The organism is Stenotrophomonas sp. STEN029 (assembly GCF_056760015.1).
Genome location: NZ_JBRREC010000005.1, coordinates 64901 through 86843 on the forward strand (window position 1 = coordinate 64901; position 21943 = coordinate 86843).

Annotated in this window: 15 protein-coding genes and 1 riboswitch; of the genes, 12 read left to right on the forward strand and 3 right to left on the reverse strand. The window is 65.2% G+C overall.

What is annotated here, in order from left to right:
• Positions 1-20: 20 nt before the first annotated feature.
• Together ACVOLI_RS02225 and ACVOLI_RS02230 are read right to left on the reverse strand one after the other, a co-directional pair.
• On the reverse strand, positions 21-8582 hold the full coding sequence (locus tag ACVOLI_RS02225) for an MBG domain-containing protein (protein ID WP_481533360.1): 8562 nt from the start codon (positions 8580-8582) through the stop codon (positions 21-23).
• Between the two features lie 10 nt (positions 8583-8592).
• The gene (locus ACVOLI_RS02230) at positions 8593-10269 is read right to left on the reverse strand and encodes a ShlB/FhaC/HecB family hemolysin secretion/activation protein (protein WP_481533361.1); all 1677 of its coding nucleotides are present in this window, start codon (positions 10267-10269) and stop codon (positions 8593-8595) included.
• Between the two features lie 242 nt (positions 10270-10511).
• Here ACVOLI_RS02230 and glyA point away from each other — a divergent pair, with 242 nt between their 5' ends.
• The 5 genes from glyA to ribD all read left to right on the forward strand — a co-directional run bounded on the left by glyA (position 10512) and on the right by ribD (position 15116).
• Positions 10512-11765, forward strand: coding sequence for a serine hydroxymethyltransferase (gene glyA, locus ACVOLI_RS02235; RefSeq protein WP_282266309.1), 1254 nt, complete (start codon positions 10512-10514; stop codon positions 11763-11765).
• A gap of 155 nt (positions 11766-11920) precedes the next feature.
• Positions 11921-12454: a transcriptional regulator NrdR gene (nrdR, locus tag ACVOLI_RS02240; RefSeq protein WP_282266315.1), complete on the forward strand. Its 534-nt coding sequence runs from the start codon at positions 11921-11923 to the stop codon at positions 12452-12454.
• Positions 12455-12490: 36 nt separating this feature from the next.
• Complete coding sequence (locus ACVOLI_RS02245; protein WP_481533362.1) at positions 12491-13414, forward strand: hypothetical protein; 924 nt, start codon at positions 12491-12493, stop codon at positions 13412-13414.
• A 46-nt stretch (positions 13415-13460) separates the two neighbouring features.
• Complete coding sequence (locus tag ACVOLI_RS02250) at positions 13461-13928, forward strand: GNAT family N-acetyltransferase (protein WP_481533363.1); 468 nt, start codon at positions 13461-13463, stop codon at positions 13926-13928.
• A gap of 99 nt (positions 13929-14027) precedes the next feature.
• Positions 14028-15116: a bifunctional diaminohydroxyphosphoribosylaminopyrimidine deaminase/5-amino-6-(5-phosphoribosylamino)uracil reductase RibD gene (ribD, locus tag ACVOLI_RS02255; protein WP_481533364.1), complete on the forward strand. Its 1089-nt coding sequence runs from the start codon at positions 14028-14030 to the stop codon at positions 15114-15116.
• Positions 15117-15327: 211 nt separating this feature from the next.
• Here the strand turns inward: ribD and ACVOLI_RS02260 are convergent, their stop codons facing one another.
• Positions 15328-15951 (reverse strand): hypothetical protein, encoded by a 624-nt coding sequence (locus ACVOLI_RS02260; protein WP_481533365.1) that lies wholly within the window; start codon positions 15949-15951, stop codon positions 15328-15330.
• Positions 15952-16624: 673 nt separating this feature from the next.
• Positions 16625-16809: riboswitch (FMN riboswitch) on the forward strand.
• A 75-nt stretch (positions 16810-16884) separates the two neighbouring features.
• Between ACVOLI_RS02260 and ACVOLI_RS02265 the strand changes: the two genes are divergently transcribed.
• The 7 genes from ACVOLI_RS02265 (at position 16885) to ACVOLI_RS02295 (ending at position 21829) form a co-directional block, all read left to right on the forward strand.
• Entirely contained in the window at positions 16885-17487 is a 603-nt protein-coding gene (locus ACVOLI_RS02265) for a riboflavin synthase (RefSeq protein ID WP_481533366.1), read from the forward strand.
• Entirely contained in the window at positions 17484-18584 is a 1101-nt protein-coding gene (ribB, locus tag ACVOLI_RS02270; protein WP_481533367.1) for a 3,4-dihydroxy-2-butanone-4-phosphate synthase, read from the forward strand. The genes ACVOLI_RS02265 and ribB overlap by 4 nt, the downstream gene beginning before the upstream one ends.
• Before the next feature lie 112 nt (positions 18585-18696).
• Positions 18697-19164, forward strand: coding sequence for a 6,7-dimethyl-8-ribityllumazine synthase (ribH, locus tag ACVOLI_RS02275; protein WP_282266327.1), 468 nt, complete (start codon positions 18697-18699; stop codon positions 19162-19164).
• Positions 19161-19640, forward strand: a complete 480-nt coding sequence (nusB, locus tag ACVOLI_RS02280; protein WP_282266329.1) for a transcription antitermination factor NusB — start codon at positions 19161-19163, stop codon at positions 19638-19640. Before ribH ends, nusB begins: the two co-directional genes overlap by 4 nt.
• A 93-nt stretch (positions 19641-19733) precedes the next feature.
• Complete coding sequence (gene thiL, locus ACVOLI_RS02285) at positions 19734-20726, forward strand: thiamine-phosphate kinase (protein ID WP_481533368.1); 993 nt, start codon at positions 19734-19736, stop codon at positions 20724-20726.
• A gap of 179 nt (positions 20727-20905) precedes the next feature.
• Positions 20906-21304, forward strand: a complete 399-nt coding sequence (locus ACVOLI_RS02290) for a roadblock/LC7 domain-containing protein (protein ID WP_282266335.1) — start codon at positions 20906-20908, stop codon at positions 21302-21304.
• 162 nt (positions 21305-21466) lie between these two features.
• On the forward strand, positions 21467-21829 hold the full coding sequence (locus ACVOLI_RS02295) for a roadblock/LC7 domain-containing protein (protein ID WP_062169316.1): 363 nt from the start codon (positions 21467-21469) through the stop codon (positions 21827-21829).
• The last annotated feature ends 114 nt before the right edge of the window (positions 21830-21943 follow it).

Consider the following 21943-nt stretch of genomic DNA (forward strand, 5'->3'; position numbering starts at 1 on the left):
TTTTCATTGCGCGGGATTCATCACTTGGGCTGCATGCCAAGGCAGCTGCCCCGCTGCGCACCGGTGCAGGCTGCCGGTTGACTTATCCCGCCATCGCTGACCGAGATCAACGGGCTGGGGGCTGCCGCTGGCAGCGGGGTAGGGGCCCGCGGTAGGCCGGCGGCGATCACCTGTGCTGCCAGCGCCGCTGCCTGGGGGGATGCGCCGGCCACCTCGAGTTGGCCGCCCTGGTAGTGGATAACGTAGTTGCCCAGGCGGGCACCAACGGCATCGCTGGCGAAGATCTCGTACCTGCCGGGCCGAGCCGAAGCATCGCTGCCGGCGCTGAGCAAACGCACGCTGTCGATGGTATCGCCGTTCTTCAACCCGTTCACGGCGTAGCGATGCAGGGGCAGGCTTTGTCCTATCCACTTCCACATGTCGGTTGCGGTGATGGTGAGTTCTGCCTTGCCCACACCCAGATTGCCGTCGACATAGGTGACGTTGTAGTTGGACAGGCCGGTACCGTCGGCATTGCTGGCGGTGATGGTGTAGTCACCGACATCGGCGGTAGCGGCGGAGCCATTGCTGTCCAGGTCGACCGAGGAAACGACGTCACCGTTGAGCAGACCATTGCTGGTGAAGCCTGCGAAGCCACCGGTCTGCCCATAGGTCTTGCCGCCGTTGTTGGCGGTGATGGTCAGCCCGGCCTTGCCGATCTTCAGGGTGCCATCGACATAGGTGATGTCGTAGTTGGACAGGCCGGTACCGTCGGCATTGCTGGCGGTGATGGTGTAGTCACCGACATTGGCGGTGGCGGCGGAGCCGTTGCTGCCCAGGTCGACCGAGGACACGCTGTCACCGTTGACCAGCCCGGTGCTGTTGAAGCCATTGAGGCCGCCGCTCTGCCCGTAGGTCTTTCCGCCGTTGTTGGCGGTGATGGTCAGCCCGGCCTTGCCGATCTTCAGGGTGCCATCGACATAGGTGATGTCGTAGTTGGACAGTCCGGTACCGTCGGCATTGCTGGCGGTGATGGTGTAGTCGCCGACATTGGCGGTGGCAGCGGAGCCATTGCTGCCCAGGTCGACCGAGGACACGACGTCACCGTTGACCAGCCCATTGCTGCTGAAGCCGGCCAAGCCGCCGGCCTGCCCGTAGGTCTTGCCGCCGTTGTTGGCGGTGATGGTCAGCCCGGCCTTGCCGATCTTCAGGGTGCCATCGACATAGGTGATGTCGTAGTTGGACAGTCCGGTGCCGTCGGCATTGCTGGCGGTGATGGTGTAGTCACCGACATTGGCGGTTGCAGCGGAGCCATTGCTGCCCAGGTCGACCGAGGACACAGTGTCACCGTTGACCAGCCCATTGCTGCTGAAGCCGGCCAAGCCGCCGGCCTGCCCGTAGGTCTTGCTACCGTTGTTGGCAGTGATGGTCAAGCCGGCCTTGCCGATGGACAAGGTGCCGTCGACATAGGTGATGTCGTAGTTGGACAGGCCGGTGCCGTCGGCATTGCTGGCGGTGATGGTGTAGTCGCCGACATTGGCGGTGGCAGCGGAGCCATTGCTGTGCAGGTCGACTGAGGACACGCTGTCACCGTTGACCAGGCCATTGCTGGTGAAGCCGGCGAAGCCACCGCTCTGCCCATAGGTCTTGCCACCGTTGTTGGCAGTGATGGTCAATGCCTTGGGATCAACCCATAGCTCGCCTTGCACGAAGGAAAGGGCATATCCGCTCGCCCCTGTGTCAAGTGTTCCCGCAGAGACATCAACGGCATACGGTGTCGCCGCTACCCCCGCATTGGCTGACGCGCCCGCAGAGGTCAGCAGTGGGTTGCCGGTTGTCAGGTCGGCGACGTTGTCGGCCAGGTAGGCGCCGGTGACACCTGCCATGGCGCCCGTGATGGAAAAGGCATTGCCTGGATCGATGCTGTCGCCATAGACCTTGCGCAGCGTGTTTGCCGTGACCGTCAGTGTCGGCTGCCAGGCGAACAGGTACCTGTTGTCGGAGCCCGCCGCACGTGTAAAGGCAGCGCTGTTCCACAGCGCGGTATTGCCGCTGTCGAGGCCGCCGAATACATGATTCTGGAAGGGGGATGCCAGGTAGACCTGCCAGCGCCCCGGTCCGCTCAAGGTGATGGCGTTGCTGCCAACACGATTGTCGAAAACGCCCGCGGTGGCCAGGTCCACGTTTGCCGCGCGTATCTGCCCGTCCAGGCGCAGCCCTGCATCCGCACCCACCTGCAGATTGCCGGTCGTGGTGATATTGCCCAGCTGCATGTTGTCGGCGCTGGCGAGTTGTGCCGAGGCGGCATTGATATCCACCCGCCCACCAAAGCGGTTGCCTGCCTGAGCAAGTTGGATGCCGCCGTTGGCCTGGAACTGGCTGGTGCCGGTAATCCGCAGTGCTGCGGTTTGTTGGATGGTGCTCAGTGAGGTTGCGATCAGGTTGCCGCCGATGCGGCTATCCCCAAGCAGTAGTTCCTGGCCCTGCACAGTGGCGTCGCCACTCACGATGGCGTTGTCGAGGACAAGCGAAGTGCCCGCGTGTGCATCCAGGTTTCGGGCGTTGACGGCCTGCAGATTCAACCCGGCATCGGCGTAGATCTGTACATCGCGGCCGTCGATCTGCACGTGGCCATCCAAGTGGTTATCTGCATGTTGCAAGATGATGTCGCCGTCGGCCGCGAAGCGCGACGTGCCATCCACCATCATCTGCGCGGTCTGCATGATGTTGCCGCTGCTGGTCAGCGACAGATCACCGCTGGCCTGCACGCCGGCCAGCTGCAGGTCGCCGGCGGCCACGCGGATATCCTCGCCGATCAGCAGCAGGGTGTCGTTGAAGCGGTTGTCGGCATTTTCGATCGCGATATTGCCGCTGTTGCTTACCAGTGCGCTGGCGCCACTGGCGAGGATGCGCCCGCCTACCTGCACCACATTGCCCCTATCGCTGGCCAATATCACCTGCCCGCTGGTGATATCGGCGCCTACCGCCACGCCGTCGCGGCCCTGCAGCACCACGGCAGCGCCGGCGAGGGCGGTGCGGGTGCGCAGCTCGCCGCCGATGGCAGTGGCCAGCAGCGAGCCACCTGCCAGATCGATGGCGTCGCCGGACAGGGTCAGATTGCCGTCGGCCTCGAGCTGCGCGGTGCCCCCGTTGCGGGTGCGCAGCCCGTCAAGCTCGAGGTTGCTGTCTGCAGCCAGGCGGATGGCCGAGGCCTCCAACGCCACGGCGCTACCGAAGGTGTTGCCGGCCTGCTGCAGGACGATGTCATCGCGTGCGGTCAGGTCGCTGCGCCCGCCCACTTCCACGCTGGCGGTCTGGCCGATGCCGCCGCCGTGGGCCACGGCGAACAAATCGCCGTCTGCGGTGACGCCATCCAGGCGCAGGTGCCCGGCGCTTTCAACGCGCACATCGTGGCCGGCAAGCTGCATGCCGCCTGCGAACTGGTTCCCGGCATGTCCCAGGCGGATGTCGCCGCTGGCGTTGAACCTGCTGTCGCCGGACACCTGCAGCGCCACGACCTGGTCGATGTCGCCCTGGCTGTCCACCTGCAGACTGCCGGCCGACACGGTGCCCAACCGTACCCCCTCACCAGACAGCCGCGCCAGGCCGCTGGCCTGCACATCGGCCTGGTGGAGCAGGCCCAGCGTGGACAGGACCACATCGGCGCCGCGCACCTGCAGGCCGCTGCCAAGGTGGTTGCCCGCATGGCCGAGCATCACGTTGCCGGTGGCCCTGAGTTCACTGCCATCACCCAGGGTGACGGTATCGCTCTGGGTGATGCCACCGGCGAAGGCAGTGGCATCGAGCCTGCCCACGTCTGCACGTGCCAGTGCCAGCGAGGCACCATCCAGATCGGCCAGGTCTGTCACCTGCGCATCGCGCAGCGACAGCAGGCCCAGCGTGGTGGCCTGCAGTCCGTCCACGTCCACCTGCGCCAGGGACAGTCCCTGTTCGGCGTAGAGGCTGGCCTGTGCGGCCTGCAGGGCCACATCGCCCTCGAAGCGGTTGTTGATGTGCCGCAGGGTGATGTTACCGGCGGCGCGCAGGTCGGCCGCACCGCCAACGGACATCTGTGCCTGCTGCTGGATGCTGCCGCTGCTGACCAGGTGCAGGTCGCGGCTGGCTGCCACCATGCCCAGCGTGAGGTCGCCCGCCGCCACGCGCACGTCCCGCCCGGACAGGGTGGTCACGCCGGTGAACCGGTTGCTGGTGTTCTCCAGAAGCAGGTCGCCCTGCCCGGCGCCCAGCAGCGTGGTGCCCGACTGGATGCGGCCGGCCTGCTGTTCGACATTGTTGCGGGAGGAGATCAGTGACAGGCTGTTGGCGGTTATGTCGCCGCCAATGCGGATGCCTTCCACGCCGGTGATCGACACCTGGCTGCCAGTGAGCGCGGTGGCCGTGCGCACCTGCCCAGTACTGGACAGAAGACTCAGCAGGTTGGTGCCGGTGTTGATCGCCGTACCCGCCAGGTCGATATCGCCAGTGGCCACCAGCTGCACGGCACCGTTGCTGCCGTTGTGCACGCTTTCAACGTCCAGGTCGCCGTCCGCCCTGAGCAGGATGGACTGGCCCTCGACCGCAATCACGCCATCGAACGTGTTGCCCACGCTGTCCAGCTGCACGTTGCCACTGGCCGCCAGGTCGCTGCGTCCCTGCACGTTTACCACAGCGCTCTGCAGCAGGTTGCCTGCGTGGGCCGTGGCGCGCAGGTCGCCTGTGGCGTTCACTCCGGCCAGGGTGAGCCCACCGGCGCTGTCGATGCGGATGTCATGGCCCGACAACTGCACGCCAGCAGCGAATGTGTTGTTCACGTTGTCCAGCACCACATCGCCCGTGGCGTTGAATCCGGCGGTACCCGTCAACGCCAGCGCATTGCCTTGGGTGATGCCGGCGCTGCTCTGCACCTGCAGGCTGTTCACCTGCACGGAACCCAGGTGCACGCCGCGACCGCTGAGCTGGGCTACGCCCGCCGTCGTGACGGAGCCAAGATTCAGTGCGCTGTCGGCACTGAGGGTGATGTTGCTGCCTGCGGCGCTGACCGCGCCTCCGAACTGGTTGGTGCCATCGCCCAGCACAATGTCGCCCGTTGCGGTCCAGGTGCTGGCACTGTCGACGCCGACGGCACCGGTCTGGCTGATGTTGCCGCCCGTGGCGGTAACCGTGCTGGTCTGGCCCAGTGCCACGCTATCCAGCCTCACCGCTTCGCCGGTCAAGGCCGTGGACTGCGCCATGGTGGCATCACGCAGGGTGAGCAGGGCTCCGGCGCTTGCCTGCAGTGTCGTTGCGTCTACGCCGGATAGGGTGAGCGCGCCGAGGCCGCTGATCTGGACGGCATTGCCGCTCAGCGCCACATCCCCCATGAACTGGTTGGCGGTGTTCTGCAGGGTGATGTTACCCAGCGAGGTGAAATCCGCGTTTCCACCCACGTAGTAGCGCGCCGACTGGGTGAGGCTGGTGACGCTGTCGATGGACAGGTTGTTGTCGATATTCAGTGCGGCGGTGGATATCGCATTACCGGACAGGGACAGGTCATGCAGACGCATGACGCCCCCCGTAGCGCCCTGCAGGGCCACGTTGTCGGCCGCGGTGATGGCCAGGGTATCGCCATTGTCCGTGGTGCCGTTGAGCGGCCCGTTGATCCTGACCGAGCCAGCGGTGCTGGTCAGCGCCACATCGCCCAGCACGCGGCTGCTGCCCAGGTCGAGATTGCCCTCCGTGGCGATGTCGGCCGCCAGCTGGGTTTCCGCTGCGGTGATGGACGACAGGGACCCGATGGTGCTGATCGCCCCAAGGTGCACGGTGCCGGCCGCAGCATCGAGGCTCAGCGCGTGCGGTCCATTCAGGGTGCCGTAGAACGACAGCCCACCGAGCGTGCTGCTGAGGCTGGTATCCCCCTCGAGCAGCAGCGCGCCGGACCAGGACTGCGCGCCCTGTGTGACGAGGTTCTGCGGCAGGTAAAGCGTGGTGCCGCTGGCAGACAGCGAACCGACATCGACGCTGCCGAAGCGCAGCGTGCCATCGGCAACGACCTGGGCCGCGCCGCCGGCCTGCAGCGTGACCGCCCCGCCGAACACGTTGCCGCCCCGGCCCAGCGTGATGCCGTTGGTGGCGGTGAAACTGCTGGTGGTGTCGACATTGATGGCGGTGGCCGTGCTCTGGGAAATGCTGCCGCCGCTACTGATCGCCAGCGCCTGTGCATCCACGTCGCCCAGGTTCAGGTTGCCCTGGCTGGACAGCCTCACCGTGCCGCCCTTCAGGGCCACGCTGCCGCCGAACTGATTCTGCGGGTTGTCCAGGGTGATGTCGCCGGCAACATCGAACGTGGCCGCGCCACCTGCGGTGTAGCGACCGCCCTGCACCAGCCCCCCCTCACTCAGCGTGACAGTCAGCGCACCGCTGCTGTTGATGCCGGCACCGTCGAACGTGCCGCCGTTGATCGCCACGCTGCTGGCGGCGATGGCGCCATCCACGACGATGTCGCCACCCCGCAGGCCCAGTGCATCCGTCGATTGGATGGGCCCCCCCACGTGGATGTCACCGCTGCTGCTGGCCAGCGTCGCCGCGCCGGTCGCGTTGAGCGCGCCCTGCAGGTCGATGTTGCCCACGGTGGAAATGCTGCCGCCCAGCTGGGTGGCACCCGTGCCGGTGCGGGTGAGGCTGGCCAGCACGCTGCTGCCGCCCACGCGGCCGCCCAGGATGGCGAACCCATCGGTATCAAGCGTGAGCGCCCGTGCCGTGCCATCACTGTCGACGGTACCTGCCAGGCTGATGGTCTGGTTACCGCTGCTGGTGATCGCCACGTCGGCGCCCAGCCTGACGTTGCCCGACAGGCCGATGGCACCGCTGGTAGTGACGTTGCCGTTGAGCACGGTGGTGCCAGTGCCCAGGGTCTGCAGCGAGGACAGCGCCGTTGCACCGCCCACTGCGCCGCCGAAGGTCCTGGTGCCCGCGGTGTTGACCGTCAGCGCATGCGCGCCGTCCACGGTACCGCTGAAGGACACCGCCCCGCCCGACGCACTGGACAGCACAACGTTGCTGCCCAGCGTCGTCGGGCCGGTGTAGGCCTGGCCTCCGCTGCTGGCCACGTTGCCGGCCAGTGTAACCGCGCTGCCGGTGGCCGCCAGGCTGCCTACATTGAACGCGCCCAGTCGAAGTGCTTCGCTGCTGCCGAGTACCACCGCCCCGCCACTGCTACTGATGGTGTCGCCGAAGCGGTTCTCACCGTTGCTGAAGGTGAACCCGGCCAGGCTGCCGTTGCTGCCCGCCAGGCCGACAAGCGTGCTGGTTCCGCCCACCTGCAACGCGCCAGCCTGCCTCACTGAGGTGGTGGAGGTGAGCTGCAGGTTCTGGCCCACGGTGCCGTCCAACCAGGTAATGGCGTTGCTGTTGCTGTTGAGCATGGCGTTGCCGGTAACGTCCAGGTGGACCGCTCCCTTCAGGGCACCGACGGTCGCCCCGACCTGCTGGGTGATGCTTCCCCCTGCCAGGGAGATGTAGCCGCTGTTGAGCGTCCCGCCCAACTGCAGTGCACCGGAGGTGGACATCACGATGGCATCGGCATTGGCGGTTCCCCGCGTGGTCAGCGTGCCCGCGGTGCTGGTCATCGAGATCGACCTGGCGGTGGTGGACGTACCGAAATCGACGTAGGCCGCCTCGTTCGTGCTGAACACCAGGCTGCCACCGTCGATGCCCTGTGCCTGCACGACACCGGAGCTGTTGATGCCGTAGCTGACGACCTCTGCCTGCATCCTCGCCTGCATGTCCACCGATGCGCCCGAGATGGTCCCGGTATGGCTGATGGCCGCGGCGCTGGCGCTGGCGGTGCCGGCGGAGCTGGTGATGGTGTGGCTCCAGGTACCCGGCTGGGTCAGGCTGGGAGCGGAGGACTGCACGAGCAAGGAGTTGACCTTGCTGCCGACGATCAGACTGGCGTTGCCTGCGGCGTTGATGACGCCGGTGTTCTGGATGGCGCCGCCGATCAGGCTGACACCACCGGTAGCGGCGATGAGGGTGCCACGGTTGACGATGGGGGCGGGCTGCCCGGACCCGGTGAAGGTCCAGCTCATGGGCAGGTCGCCCGATCCACTCAGATCCAGGGCGGCGGTGTTGGGCGACAGCGACGTAGCCAGCAGGCCACCGACGTTCACCGAACTGGTGCCGCTGAACACCATGCCGTTGGTGTTGACCAGGATGACGTTGCCCAGCGAGGACAACGAACCACTGATCTGCGAGGCAGCGCCGGAGATGATGTTGATGGACCCGGCTGCGGTACCCGGCATCTCGAAGGTGACCGAGCTGCCCGAGGCGATGTCGAAGCTGGACCAGTTGATCAACGAGACCTTGCCGTTCTGGCTGATGGTCATCGTGTTCCCGTTCTGGCTCATGGTGGCGCTGCCCTGCACCGGTGCGAAGCCGGTCGGCAGGTCGGCTGCCTGCGTGGCCGGGATCATGGCAACGAACACCGCTGCAGCCAGCAGCGAGGGCCGCAGTCGGCCGGCACGTGCGCTGCGCGTCACGGCGCGCTGCGGCGTGTTGGCGAATTCAGCAGCGACCTGGACCTGGCCGAGTGCGGCATTGAAGACAAGGCGGTAGATGCGGTTCATGTCGATGTCCTTAGAACGTGCTGCTGATGCGCGCCCAGTACTGGGTGCTGCGTTGATCGCTGCCGATGTAGCTGCCGGTGGGTTTGGCCGCACTCACGTCAAGCCGCAACTCGGGCTTCCAAGGCAGGCGCAGGCGCATGCCAAGGCCAGCGCCTTCCAAGGTGGCTGGCAGCGCACCCCGGCGTCGGTTGGCAGCGGCCGGTGAACTGCGTCCCCAGTCATAGAACAGGTTCACCTCGAACAGGTCGCCCCACCGTCGTCCATCGAACGGCGAAGGCGCATCGGCGAAGCCCGGGGCACTGAGCTGGTACTCGAAAGTGGCCTGCACGCCGCGATCATCCAGCGCGCTGGACAGTGGGTAGGCGCGCACGCTGGTGGGGCCGCCGATGCTGAACTGTTCCAGCGGGGTAAGCGCATCGTCGGTGAACTGGGCGCTGCCGCGCAGCAGCATCCGCTGGTTGCCCGGCAGCGCCTGCAGGCGGACCAGGTTGGCGCGCACGATCCAGAAATAGGCGGTGTGCGAGGGATACAGCCAGTTCAATGCCGGTGATTCATCGTTGATCGACTTGCGGACCGACACCTGTGCCAGGTTGATGCCGCGCCAGCGCTGGTCGGTATGGCGCAGGCTCAGTCCAGCGTCGATCACATCAAAGGTATGCCGCGACAACTGCATGCCCAAGGCGTCCAGCGTTGACTGTTCGTGCACCCAACGTGCCGAAGCCTGTACCTGCAGGTTGCTGCGCTGGATGAACTTCCAGTCACTGCCTGCATAGAACAAGGTGGTGGGGCCGGTCAGCTGCATGGCCGCGAGCGGCCCGTTGTTGATCTCCATTTCGCTGCGGCTGGCGCCGGCGGTGGCGCTGAGGCCATCGATGCTGGACGAGGGGATGCTCAGCGACAGCGCGGCCTGCCAGCTGTCGGCCGGGTCCAGTCCGTAGCCCAGGCTGGCAGCAAGCACATCGCCCGCACCCAGTGCGTTGAAGGCGCTGACGCCCAGTTCGGCGCGGTATTTGCCGGTGCTGTCGGTGCCGTGGTTGCTCAGCCCGGCAGTGATCTCGTAGGGATGGGCGCTGTCCTCGGCGACCAGCACGATGTCGGTGTCGCCGGGCTCGAGGCCGGGTTGCAGCACCGAGCTGACCGATACGCCGGGCAGGTCACGGGCATACAACAGGGCGCGTTCCAACTCGGGCCTGCGCAGGGGGCGGCCGATCAGCCCCAGGCTGCTGGCGCTGAGCTGGTCGTCGCGGTAGCGGCGGCTGCCCTGCACCAGTACCCGCCCAACCCGGCCTTCCATGACCTTCAAGGTCAGGGTCTGGCTGTCACCGATCTGCTGCGGCGGGATATAGGCCACCGATACCAGAAAGCCCGCATCGCGGTAGGTCTGGGTGATGCGGGCGGTGATCTGCTCGATCTGCGCGAAGCTGAGCGCCGCCGGCAGCGTCGGGCTGATCTCCTGCAAGGCCTGGTTGGCCATGGTCTCCACCGCGCTGCGGCTGATGCCATTGGCCGGATGTTCGCCAACCCCTTCCACCGTGATTCTCGCGACCAGTACGCTGTTGGCAGGTGCTGCACCGGGATCGGCGGCCACGGCGGCGGCTGGTTGGCCAAGGACCAGCGCCGTGACAAGCAGGGCCGCGCTGGCGCGCAGGGAGCGGAGTGGGCGGGGGGATCGGTCGGAGCGGTGCATCAGCGGGGTGGTCCTTGCGTTTCAACTGGAGGGCACGGGGCCAGGAAGGCCACGGGCCTACTCTGTTAACCGTAGGAACCGCGATGAGACGATCACCGAAATCAGGTAACTGGCCCTATTTGTGATGCGCATCACACTGAAGGGCGGTGCTGCGCAACGTCGCTGCAGCCGGATGAACAGGCGGTCAGGCGGCTGGAACGGGCTACAATCGACAGCTCCCTCGCCCAGTTCCAGGAGCTGTGATGTTCCCGCGTGAAGCCCGTATCGAGTCCTACGATCCCGAGTTGGCCAAGGCCATTGCCGATGAGTGCCAGCGTCAGGAAGACCATGTCGAGCTGATTGCCAGCGAGAACTACGCCAGCCCGATGGTGATGGAAGCGCAGGGCAGCCAGCTGACCAACAAGTACGCCGAGGGTTACCCGGGCAAGCGCTACTACGGTGGCTGCGAGTACGTGGACATCGCCGAGAAGCTGGCCATCGACCGCCTGAAGCAGCTGTTCGGCGCCGACTACGCCAATGTGCAGCCGCACAGCGGCTCGCAGGCCAACCAGGCTGTCTACTTCGCGCTGCTGCAGCCGGGCGACACCATCCTGGGCATGAGCCTGGCCCATGGTGGTCACCTGACCCACGGCGCCAAGGTCAATGCCTCGGGCAAGATCTTCAATGCGATCCAGTACGGCGTGAACGAAGCCGGCCTGATCGACTATGACGAAGTCGAGCGCCTGGCACTGGAGCACAAGCCGAAGATGGTGGTGGCTGGTTTCTCCGCCTATTCGCAGGTCATCGACTGGGCGCGCTTCCGCGCCATCGCCGATAAGGTCGGTGCCTACCTGTTCGTGGACATGGCGCACGTCGCCGGTCTGGTCGCTGCCGGCGTCTACCCGAACCCGATCGAACACGCGCACGTGGTCACCTCCACCACCCACAAGACCCTGCGCGGTCCGCGTGGCGGCATCATCATTGCCAAGGGCGCTGGCGAGGAAATCGAGAAGAAGCTGCAGTCGATCGTGTTCCCGGGCATCCAGGGCGGTCCGCTGATGCACGTCATCGCCGCCAAGGCCGTGGCCTTCAAGGAAGCGCTGGAGCCGGAATTCAAGGCCTACCAGCAGCAGGTGGTGAAGAACGCCCAGGCCATGGCGACCACGCTGATCGCGCGTGGCTACAAGATCGTCTCCGGTGGCACCCAGAACCACCTGATGCTGGTCGACATGATCGGCAAGGACGTGTCCGGCAAGGACGCGGAAGCCGCGCTGGGCAAGGCCCACATCACCGTCAACAAGAACTCGGTGCCGAATGACCCGCGTTCGCCGTTCGTGACCTCGGGCCTGCGCCTGGGCACCCCGGCCATCACCACCCGCGGTTACCAGGAAGCCGACTGCGTCGCGCTAGCCAACTGGATCGCCGACGTGCTGGACGCGCCGGCCGATGAGGCCGTCATCGCCCGCGTGCGTGATGCCGTCAGCGAGCAGTGCCGCAAGTACCCGGTTTATGGCTGACCGGCGTCGGGTGTCAGCGGTTGTTGACGCCCGTTCTGCCCTGAGCTGACCGCATCACCCCGGGTTGGGCGCTTGCCCCGGCCCGGGGTTTGTTGTATCTGCGTTACAGGTTTTCCACGTCGCATGCGCGGCGCCTGATGTCCAAGGCTTGAAACATGCATTGCCCGTTCTGCCAGCACACCGATACCCGCGTGATCGACTCGCGCGTTTCCGAGGATGGCGCCACCATCCGCCGCCGCCGTGGCTGCGAAGCCTGTGGCGAACGTTTCAGCACGCTGGAAACCATCGAGCTCAAGCTGCCAGTCATCGTCAAGAGTGACGGCGGCCGCGAAGCCTTTGATGCGCGCAAGCTGCGTGTGGGTTTCGACCGCGCGCTGCAGAAGCGGCCGGTATCGGAAGAACGCATCGAGGCGGCGGTGCGCGCGGTGGTGCACCAGCTGCGCATGTGCGGCGAACGCGAAGTGCCGTCGATCAAGGTCGGCGGTTTCGTGATGGACGAGCTGCGCAAGCTTGATCACGTGGGCTATGTGCGTTTCGCCTCGGTCTACCGCAGCTTCGAGGACGTGGCCGATTTCCGCGACGAGATCGAGAAGCTGGAGCGTGATCATTCCAGTGACGAGGATCAGCTGCCGTTGTTGGCGCATGCGCGGGCGGAAGCAGCGCGGGCAGGCAAGAACGGCAAGCGCTGATTGCTGCGTGTGCAGGGAAGGGAGGCCGGAGTGGCAATGCGATCAGCGGCACGGCGGTTTTCACGCAATGGACTGGTAATGCTCGCGTTGTCGTTGGCATTGCCCGTGCAGGCCCAGGAGCGATCCAGTCCCGTGGATATGGCCGAGCGTGCTCGATTGGCTGCGCAGCAGGCCGTCGACGCTGCTGCTGGGCTGGATCAAGCGCAGGGCGGGCCATCTCCCTGCGTGGAGGAGGCCTGTACGCCACAGGCGCTGGCAGGGCGTTATCGCATCGTTGAAGACGGATATGCAGGCTCGGTCCTGGAGCTGGGTGGCGACGGGAACTACGCGTTGACGTTGGCGATGCTTCCCATGCCCCGCAGTTCGAAAGGGCAATGGTCGCTGGCCGACGGCATGCTTTTGCTGCATCCGCGCGATGATCTCGCCGATACCGTGCAACTCGTCCCGCATGAAGCAAGGTCGGCCGAGCGCGCACAGCTGGCACAGCTGCTTGCCGACCTGGAGCAGGCGCATCCGGACCCGGCTGATCGCAAGGGCCAGGAGGAACGTGAGGAGCTGCAGGCGCAATTGGCGGACACGCACGTAGCTGGCAGGCCGCTGTATGTGAATCTGCTTGATCCAATGAGCGGTGTGGCCAGCGAAGGCATACAGGTGGTGCTGGAGTTGGCCCAGGGCGAGCTGGCCGCCGAGGGCAGGTTGCCGGAGGGGAACACCTATCGCTTTCCGTCGCCGGCGCCGGGGCAGGTCGTGACAGGCCTGCGCCTGCACTTCCCGGGCATGGACCAATCGCTGCGATTGCCACTGCAACCGCCGCTGCGGCCCGGTTACCAGGTGCTGTTCGATGGCTGTGCGATTGGCCTGTGCGAATCGGCAACGATGGGCCTGCTGTTGGAGCAGGGCGATGATGGCGCGCGTCTGCATGCCCTGGGCGTGGGCATGTTCCAGCGTGTGAACCACTAATACATTGAGTACGCGGCCCCTGTCGTGGCTGCCAGAGTCGAATCCGATGAAGTTCATCAATCTGCAGGACCGGCGCGAACTGCTGCCGGCAATCGCGCAAGCCCATGTACAGGCTTTCGGCACGCTGCTTCCCGACTGGACCGTGGCCCAGGCCGAGGCGGAGCTGGCCATGCAGCAGCGCCACACCATTCCCTGCAGCTGGTTGGCGGAAGATGCCGATGGCTGGTTGGGCTCGGTGAGCCTGCTGCATGATGATCACGAGCAGATCCGCGGCTGGTCGCCATGGCTGGCCTCGTTGTACGTCAGTCCGGCTGCGCGTGGCAAAGGCGTGGGTGCGGCACTGGTCGCGCATTGCGTCGCGCAGGCCGCGGCGCTGGCTGTGCCGGTGCTGTACCTGTATTGCGAAGCGCCGCTGGTGGGCTGGTATCGGAGCCTGGGCTGGCATGTGCATGCCGAGCTGCAACTGGGGCCGCTGGCGATCACGGTGATGGCAGTGGATACGTGCCATGCCTGAAGTGTGCCGGAACGGTGATGCTGGGCTTGCTGCGCATACACTTGTCCGCGACCGTTGCCGCCATGAGCAGCGTGCCGCATTCGTAATGAGGTTTTGCCGATGAGTCAGTTCACCGCCACCGATCACCTGTTGATGGCCCGCGCGCTGCGTCTTGCCGAACGTGCCGCCTGGACCACGCGGCCCAACCCGATGGTGGGCTGCGTCATCGCGCACGGTGATGAGGTAGTGGGCGAGGGCTGGCATCAGCGTGCCGGCGGCCCGCATGCCGAGGTGTTCGCGCTGCGACACGCAGGTGAGCGTGCCCGTGGCGCGACCGCCTACGTCACCCTGGAGCCCTGCGCGCATTACGGGCGCACGCCGCCGTGTGCATTGGCCTTGATCGATGCTGGCGTTGGCCGGGTGGTCGCGGCGATGGCCGATCCCTTCCCGGATGTGGATGGTGGCGGCTTTGCCTTGCTGCGACAGGCCGGCATCACCGTTGACGTGGGTTTGATGGCGGCGCAGGCGCGTGAGCTCAATCGTGGCTTCCTGTCGCGCATCGAGCGTGGTCGCCCGTTCGTGCGGGTGAAGCTGGCCGGCAGCCTGGACGGGCGCACGGCAATGGCCAGCGGTGAATCAAAGTGGATCACCGGTGAAGCCGCGCGCGCCGATGTGCAGCACTGGCGTGCGCACGCTGGCGCGATCCTGACCGGTGCGGCCACGGTAATGGCGGATGATCCGCTGTTGACCGCGCGACCGGATGCAGGTGAGTTTCTTCCGCCGCTGCGCGTGGTGCTGGACACACGACTGCGTAGTCTGGCCTGCAGGCGCGTTCGCCAAGGCGATGCGCCCACCTTGTATCTGCATGATCCGGCGGTACTTGCACCGGAATTGGATGGTGCCGAATTTGCTGGTGTCCTGGTGCAGGACGATGGCCGGCTTGATCTGGCTGAAGTGATGGCGGTACTGGCTGCGCGTGGCATCAACGAAGTGCATGTCGAAGCCGGGCCAGTCCTGTGTGGTGCCCTGCTCAAGGCCGGATTGGTGGACGAGTTGCTGCTGTATATGGCACCGCTACTGATGGGCGACAGTGCGCGGCCGCTGTTGGCAGGCCTGGGCATCGATGCGATGGCGCAGGTGCAGCGCTTGCAGTTGGTGGATACCCGCATGCTGGGGCAGGATCTGCGCCTGCTTCTGCGGCCGGAATAAAACCGGTCTGCAGTTGTAGGAGCGGCGTAAGCCGCGAAGCACGTACATCATCAGATCGCGCCAGCAGCACGATGTTTCATTGATGCCAGCTTCGCGGCTTACGCCGCTCCCACAAGGCCGTGCAGGTGTTGATGCCGCTGTCTGGTTGCGCAAACCGCGAAAAAAAAAGGGGCCTTTCGGCCCCCGCTGCATTAATCCCGGTGTCGCCGGATCAGAAGCTGGCGCGCACGCCGACCGAGTACTGGGCAAGATCACCCAGCCACTGGCCTTCAGCAACAACGCCCCAGTGCTTGTTGAACTTGATCTGGCCGCCCAGCACGCCGACAAACTCGGTGCTCATATGGTTGCCATCGGCGATGCCGCCCTTGATCCACGCTTCGGTACGTGTAAACGGGGTGCCACGCAGACCGATGGTTACGCGACCAGCGTCGGTGTGGTCCTTGTCGGAATAATTGTCTTCGCCTGCGCCGCGGAGTTTGAACTCCGAGCCAAGCCGCAGCCAAGCTGCGTCGGCGGTGAAGTCGGCGCGCTCGCTCAGATTCATGTGGAAACCGGCGCCGAGTTCGGACACGCCGACCAGCAGCTTCTCACGCTCGCCGTGACCTAGTTTGTAGGTCTTGCTGGCGCGCGAATAGCCGCCGAATACGTTGAACTTTTCGGCGACATCAAACGAACCGCGCAGGTAGGCGCCGCCCAGGTTCGGGTCGTTCAGTTCGTTGTTGTTGATCTGCAGCTGGGCCGAGCCGGCTTCAACATAGGTGTAGCTCAGCTCGTCGGCCGAGGCGACAGCAGGTGCGGCGGCCAGCATGGCGGCCAGAATCAAAGTCTTGCGCATCGAATCCTCTTTGGTGCGATGTCCGTGTCGACCAGCCCGTTGCGGGCCGGAACCGCAACGTCATGTAACGGCGGGGCGGAGTCTAATGAAGTTTTTACATGTGACAAGCCGCATTGGCGCGCGGATCCTCGACCTGTCCGCCATGCCCGCAGGAACTCGTTTCTTCGCGACAGCCTTGTTTTCAAGCGGTTTGGCGAAGCATCGTTCCGTGTTGTGGAAGATTCCCGGTTGCCTGTGGCTGCAATCAACACTGCTGACTTTCAGAGCAATCCTATTATCAGTCGCTCTGATTCCACCTACTTTGTGCCCGCTCCATGATGGGTGGTGCGCTCAGAGGTAGTGGTCGTCTTGAAGTTTGAAAGTGCTCTGTTCCTCTGTGTCGCGCTCATCTGGTTCTTGGCAGCGGCCATGTCGGCCTGGCAGGACCGGGCGATGATCGGTCTGGGTAGCCTGTTCGTGCTGGTGAGTGTTGGCAGTTTCTTCAGGCCCAGGCGGTAGCGGGCGTTTCACCGACTGATGCGTTGGTCGCTTGGGCTGCGGGAAGCTGTGTCCAGCAGCCTTGAAGGCGGGCGCTGGCTCCTGTTCCATGGGTGGGAAGCACTTGTTCAGCTGGGTCAGGGGCTTCACGTGATCGGCGCTGCTACAATCAGCGCGCCGGTTCACCGGCACATACAAACGTCTTCAGGGCGGGGTGCAACTCCCCACCGGCGGTAGGTGCAATGCCCCCAAAGGGGTGCTGTGCGAGCCCGCGAGCGCTCCGGCAAGGCCCGCACAGCAGTGCGGTTGCCCGGTTGGAGGTCAGCAGATCCGGTCAGATGCCGGAGCCGACGGTCATAGTCCGGATGAAAGAAGACGGTGTTTCGGGCCCTTTGCGGGGTCCGTGCGCCTGTTTGCCTTGCGGCGTTTTTCGCTCATCTACTGCGGAGAACGTTAGTGTTCACTGGAATCATCGAAGGCGTCGGCCGTCTGGCCGCACGCGAACCCATCGGCGGCGATGTCCGCTTCACCTTTGCCGTCGGCAGCCTGCCGTTCGAGCAGGTGCAGATGGGTGAGAGCATCGCCGTCAATGGCGTTTGCCTGACCGTCATCGATTTCGACGGCAGCAGCTTCAAGGCCGATGCCTCAACCGAAACCCTGGACCTGACCACGCTTGGTGGCCTGGCCGAAGGTGCCGTGATCAACCTTGAGCGCGCCATGCGCCCGACCGACCGCCTTGGCGGCCATCTGGTCAGTGGCCACGTCGATGGCCTCGGCAAGGTGCTGTCCATCCATGAGGACGCGCGCGCGCTGCGCTGGCGCTTTGCCGCGCCCAAGGCGCTGCTCAAGTACATCGCCAAGAAAGGCTCGATCTGCGTGGATGGCGTCAGCCTGACCGTCAACGAAGCCGACGACGAGGGCTTCGAGGTCGCGCTGATCCCGCACACCGTCGCCAATACCGCGTTTTCCGCCACTGGCGTCGGCAGCGCGGTGAACCTGGAAATCGATCTGGTTGCCCGCTATGTCGAGCGCCTGCTGGGCCAAGGAGCCGCACAATGAATTTCGCCCCCGTTCCCGAACTGCTGGAAGAGATCCGCGCCGGTCGCATGGTGGTCATCGTCGATGACGAGGACCGCGAGAACGAAGGCGACCTGATCATGGCTGCCGAGCTGGTCAAGCCGTCGGACATCAACTTCATGGTCACCCACGGCCGCGGCCTGGTCTGCCTGCCGCTGACCCGCACGCGCGCAGCCGACCTCGGCCTGGCGCCGATGGTGCAGGCCAATACCGCGCAGTTCCAGACCAATTTCACGGTCAGTATCGAGGCCGCCGAAGGCGTGACCACCGGCATCTCCGCGCATGACCGGGCCCACACGATCCGCACCGCGGTGAAGGCCAATGCCAAGCCGTCCGACCTGCACCAGCCGGGCCACATCTTCCCGCTGATCGCCCAGCCGGGCGGCGTGCTGACCCGCGCCGGCCACACCGAAGCCGGCGTCGACCTGGCCATGCTGGGCGGGCTGGAACCGGCGGGCGTGCTGGTGGAGATCCTCAATCCCGACGGCAGCATGGCGCGCCGCCCGGAGCTGGAGGTGTTCGCCCGCGAGCATGGCCTGAAGATGGGCTCGATCGCCGACCTGATCGCCTACCGCCTGGCCACCGAGCACACCGTCGAGCGCGTGGACGAGCGCGATATCGATACCGAATTCGGCGCTTTCAAGCTGGTCACCTACCGCGACCGCATCGCCAATGACCTGCATTTCGCGCTGGTCCGCGGTACCCCGGACAAGGACACCCCGACGCTGGTCCGCGTGCAGGTGGAAAACCCGCTGGCCGACCTGCTGCATTGGCGCCGGGATGACTTCGGCGTGGCCAATACCGATGCGCTGCGCGCCATCGACGCCGCCGGCAGCGGCGTGATGGTGGTGCTGTCGGCGCCGCGCGACACCAATTCACTGTTGGCGCGCCTGCGCCAGCAGCCGGTGCCGGTTACCCCGGGCAAGGACAAGGACGTGGGTCAGTGGCGCCGCAACGGTGCCGGTGCCCAGATCCTGTCGGACCTGGGGCTGGGCAAGCTGCGCGTGCTCGGCACCCCGCGCCGGCAGATCGGCCTGGCCGGTTACGGGCTGGAAATCGTCGAAACCGTGCAGCCCTGAGCCGTCGGCACCACCTGCAAGCCCGGCTCGGCCGGGCCTGCAGCTGTTTTCTGCGTCGCGGGTTAAGCCCCCGCACGTTAGACTTACCCACCTTTTGGATCTCCATACCCCCATGAGCCACTACGAAGGCGACCTCCGCCCGGCCGGATCGGCCCGTTTTGCCATCATTGCCAGCCGCTGGAACGCCCGCATCACCGATGCATTGGTGACCGGCGCACGCCAGAGCCTGGCCGGCAACGGTATCGGCGAGGACGCAATCGACGTGGTGCGTGTACCCGGTGCCTGGGAAATCCCGCTGGTTGCAGCGCGCCTGGCTGCGGCCGGGCAGCACGCTGCAATCATCACCCTGGGCTGCGTGATCCGTGGCGATACCCGCCACTATGAGCACGTTGCCGACCGTTGTGCCGAAGGCCTGATGCGCGCCCAGCTGGATTTCGGCGTGCCGGTGCTCAACGGCGTACTGGCGGTGGAGCGGGTGGAAGATGCCGAGGCTCGCGCAGGTGGCAGCCACGGCAACAAGGGTGAGGAAGCCGCCTTGGCGGCAATTGAAATGGTCAATCTTCTGGAACAGCTGCCATGAACAACAAGAACAACGGCAAGCCTGCCGGAAAGCCGGTTCGTCGCGACGGCATTGACCCGGTGCTGCGCTCGCGCGCGCGCCGCCGTGCCCTTCAGGCCATCTACGCCTGGCAGATCTCCGGTGGCAACGCCGAATCGCTGCTGGCCCAGTTTGCCCATGAGCAGGCGCACGAAATCGCCGACCTGGCGTATTTCGAAAGCCTGCTGCGTGGTGTGCTCGACAACCGCCGTGACCTGGACGAGGCGCTGGCGCCGTTCGTCGACCGTGCGGTCGAGGAAGTGGACGCCATCGAACGTGCGGTGCTGCGCGTGGCCGCCTACGAGCTGCGTTACCGCCAAGACGTGCCGTACCGCGTGGTGATCAACGAAGCCATCGAAACCGCCAAGCGTTTTGGTTCCGAACACGGCCATACCTACGTCAATGGCGTGCTCGACCGCGCCGCCGTGGAGTGGCGCAAGACCGAGTCCAGCCAATAAGCGCTGGCGGCGTGATCGCCGCGCTTGGGGTTTGCCACAACGCCGGGCCGGCATCATCGGTGCCGGCGTTGTTGTTTTTGAGGGAGCGCAGTGATGAGCCTTGACGAGTTTGGCCTGATCGAACGCATCCGCCGGCGCACCGGCGCGCGGGCGGACATCGTGTTGGGGATCGGTGACGACGCCGCACTGTTGCAACCGGCGGCCGGCCAGCAACTGGTGGTGACCACCGATACGCTCAATGTTGGCGTGCACTTTCCGGCGGAGACGCCGCCGGCCGATATCGGTTGGAAGGCATTGGCGGTGAACCTGTCCGATCTGGCCGCCATGGGCGCGCAACCGGCCTGGTGCAGTCTGTCGCTGTCACTGCCCGATGCCGACCCGGACTGGGTCGATCAGTTCGCCCAAGGTTTCTTCCAGCTGGCCGATCTGCATGGTATCGCCCTGATCGGTGGCGACACCACGCGTGGCCCGCTGTCGATCTCCATCACCGCGATGGGCCAGATAGCCGCGGGGCAGGCGCTGCGCCGCGATGCCGCCCAGCCCGGCGATGACATCTGGGTCAGCGGCGTGCCGGGTGAAGCCGGTTTGGCCCTGGCGCTGTGGCAGCAGCACGTCCTGGATGTCAGCCGGAATGCTGGCGATGCGGCACTGGAACACCTGCGCCAGCGCCTGGCGCGGCCAACGCCTAGGGTTGAGCTGGGCCGCGCGTTGCGGGGTTTGGCGACGGCTGCGGTGGATGTGTCCGATGGTCTGCTCGCGGATCTGGGGCACATCTGCGCACGCAGCGGGGTTGCCGCCGATGTGCTCGAACATGCATTGCCGGCCTCGTCGGCGGCTGCGCAGGCGGGCCTGTCCGAGGCGTTCAATACCTCTCGTGCCAGTGCCGGTGACGACTATGAGTTGTGCTTCACCGCGCCACCGGGACAACGGCAGGCCCTGCATGAAACCATGGCATCCGTAGCAGTTCCGCTTACCCGTATTGGCTATATTCGAGCCGGGACAGGGGTACAGGTGATCAACCAGGAGGGTGTTGTGCAGGGGGCATCGAAGCAGGGCTACAACCACTTTTCAGGTGCAGGGGACTAGGGGAACCCCGTAATCAGTAAGGCTGATTTCTGTGTTCACGCGGCATCCACGTATTCATATTTAACATCTCGTTCGTGATGGAAGTCGCGGTTTGGTGCAATCGAGAGTCTGCATCCGGCGACAGCAGACAGGGGGAAGTAGTGGTGGAAACAGCAACGTTGGAAAAAGTGAGGGCGAAGATGAGTGATGTAGGTACGCCCTCGGTCACGGTGGACAGCCGTGCCTTGGAAACAGCACTCGATACCGTCATTGAACGCAACGTTGGCATTTCCATGCTGCTGGTCTCCACGGCCGATGGCCGTGCGATCGCTCACCGTTCGTTGAACAAGCTCGATCCACGGCGCTTGTCGGCGATGAGCAATTCCTTCTTGACGCTTGGGGAAACCTTGTCGCGCGAGCTCGGCCTGACGGCGGCCGACTACGTGACCATGTCCACCTCACAGGGCAGCATGGTGCTGGTACGCGTTGCCGCGGACCGGCCCTATACGCTGGCCGCGCTCGGCCATGCCGATACCTCCCTTGCCATCCTGCTGTATGCCGCTCGCGATGCTGCGGCGCGGATCAAGGTGTTGCTGTAACTCTCTTGTTGTAAATCATCGGTGCTGCAGCTTGCCTGGCATGCCAGGGAGGTAGCGCGGGTGAACGGCTTCGAGTACGACAACCGATGCGATGCCGGTGCTGCAGAGCGGCCCGGTCGCATTCAACACTTAGACAACAATCGATCAGGAACGGAGAAAAACATGGCTGGGAACGTCAAGCTAGACAAGTTGAATGAAATCGCTGGTTTCGTCGGTGCAGCGCTGGTCGACAGCGACAGTGGCATGGCCCTGGGCATGCTCGGCGGTGGCCCGATCAATCTGGAAGTTGCTGCTGCCGGCAACACCGAAGTGGTGCGCGCGAAGCGCCGCGTTGCTGCCTCGCTCGGCATCACCGATGCGATCGAAGACATCCTGATCACCCTGACCAGGCAGTACCACCTGATCCGTCCGCTGGAAAGCAACGCGGACCTGTTCCTGTACGTGGTGCTGGACCGTTCGCGCGCCAACCTGGCGCTGGCACGCCACGAGCTGAAGTCGTTCGAACAGACGCTCGATTTCAAGTGATGCAATGACGTGCTGGAGGAGCCGGGCCGGGCCACCCCCCCCCCCCAATAAATGGGCACACAAACAGTGTAGAAACCCAAAGTGGACCCCCCCCCCCCATAAATACGGGCCGGA

What these genes read in the sequence shown, in the direction of transcription:
- ACVOLI_RS02225 (WP_481533360.1), bottom strand. Translation starts at nt 8,582, where the DNA reads ATGAACCGCATCTACCGCCTTGTCTTCAATGCCGCACTCGGCCAGGTC.
- ACVOLI_RS02230 (WP_481533361.1), bottom strand. Translation starts at nt 10,269, where the DNA reads ATGCACCGCTCCGACCGATCCCCCCGCCCACTCCGCTCCCTGCGCGCC.
- glyA (WP_282266309.1), top strand. Translation starts at nt 10,512, where the DNA reads ATGTTCCCGCGTGAAGCCCGTATCGAGTCCTACGATCCCGAGTTGGCC.
- nrdR (WP_282266315.1), top strand. Translation starts at nt 11,921, where the DNA reads ATGCATTGCCCGTTCTGCCAGCACACCGATACCCGCGTGATCGACTCG.
- ACVOLI_RS02245 (WP_481533362.1), top strand. Translation starts at nt 12,491, where the DNA reads ATGCGATCAGCGGCACGGCGGTTTTCACGCAATGGACTGGTAATGCTC.
- ACVOLI_RS02250 (WP_481533363.1), top strand. Translation starts at nt 13,461, where the DNA reads ATGAAGTTCATCAATCTGCAGGACCGGCGCGAACTGCTGCCGGCAATC.
- ribD (WP_481533364.1), top strand. Translation starts at nt 14,028, where the DNA reads ATGAGTCAGTTCACCGCCACCGATCACCTGTTGATGGCCCGCGCGCTG.
- ACVOLI_RS02260 (WP_481533365.1), bottom strand. Translation starts at nt 15,951, where the DNA reads ATGCGCAAGACTTTGATTCTGGCCGCCATGCTGGCCGCCGCACCTGCT.
- ribB (WP_481533367.1), top strand. Translation starts at nt 17,484, where the DNA reads ATGAATTTCGCCCCCGTTCCCGAACTGCTGGAAGAGATCCGCGCCGGT.
- ribH (WP_282266327.1), top strand. Translation starts at nt 18,697, where the DNA reads ATGAGCCACTACGAAGGCGACCTCCGCCCGGCCGGATCGGCCCGTTTT.
- nusB (WP_282266329.1), top strand. Translation starts at nt 19,161, where the DNA reads ATGAACAACAAGAACAACGGCAAGCCTGCCGGAAAGCCGGTTCGTCGC.
- thiL (WP_481533368.1), top strand. Translation starts at nt 19,734, where the DNA reads ATGAGCCTTGACGAGTTTGGCCTGATCGAACGCATCCGCCGGCGCACC.
- ACVOLI_RS02290 (WP_282266335.1), top strand. Translation starts at nt 20,906, where the DNA reads ATGAGTGATGTAGGTACGCCCTCGGTCACGGTGGACAGCCGTGCCTTG.
- ACVOLI_RS02295 (WP_062169316.1), top strand. Translation starts at nt 21,467, where the DNA reads ATGGCTGGGAACGTCAAGCTAGACAAGTTGAATGAAATCGCTGGTTTC.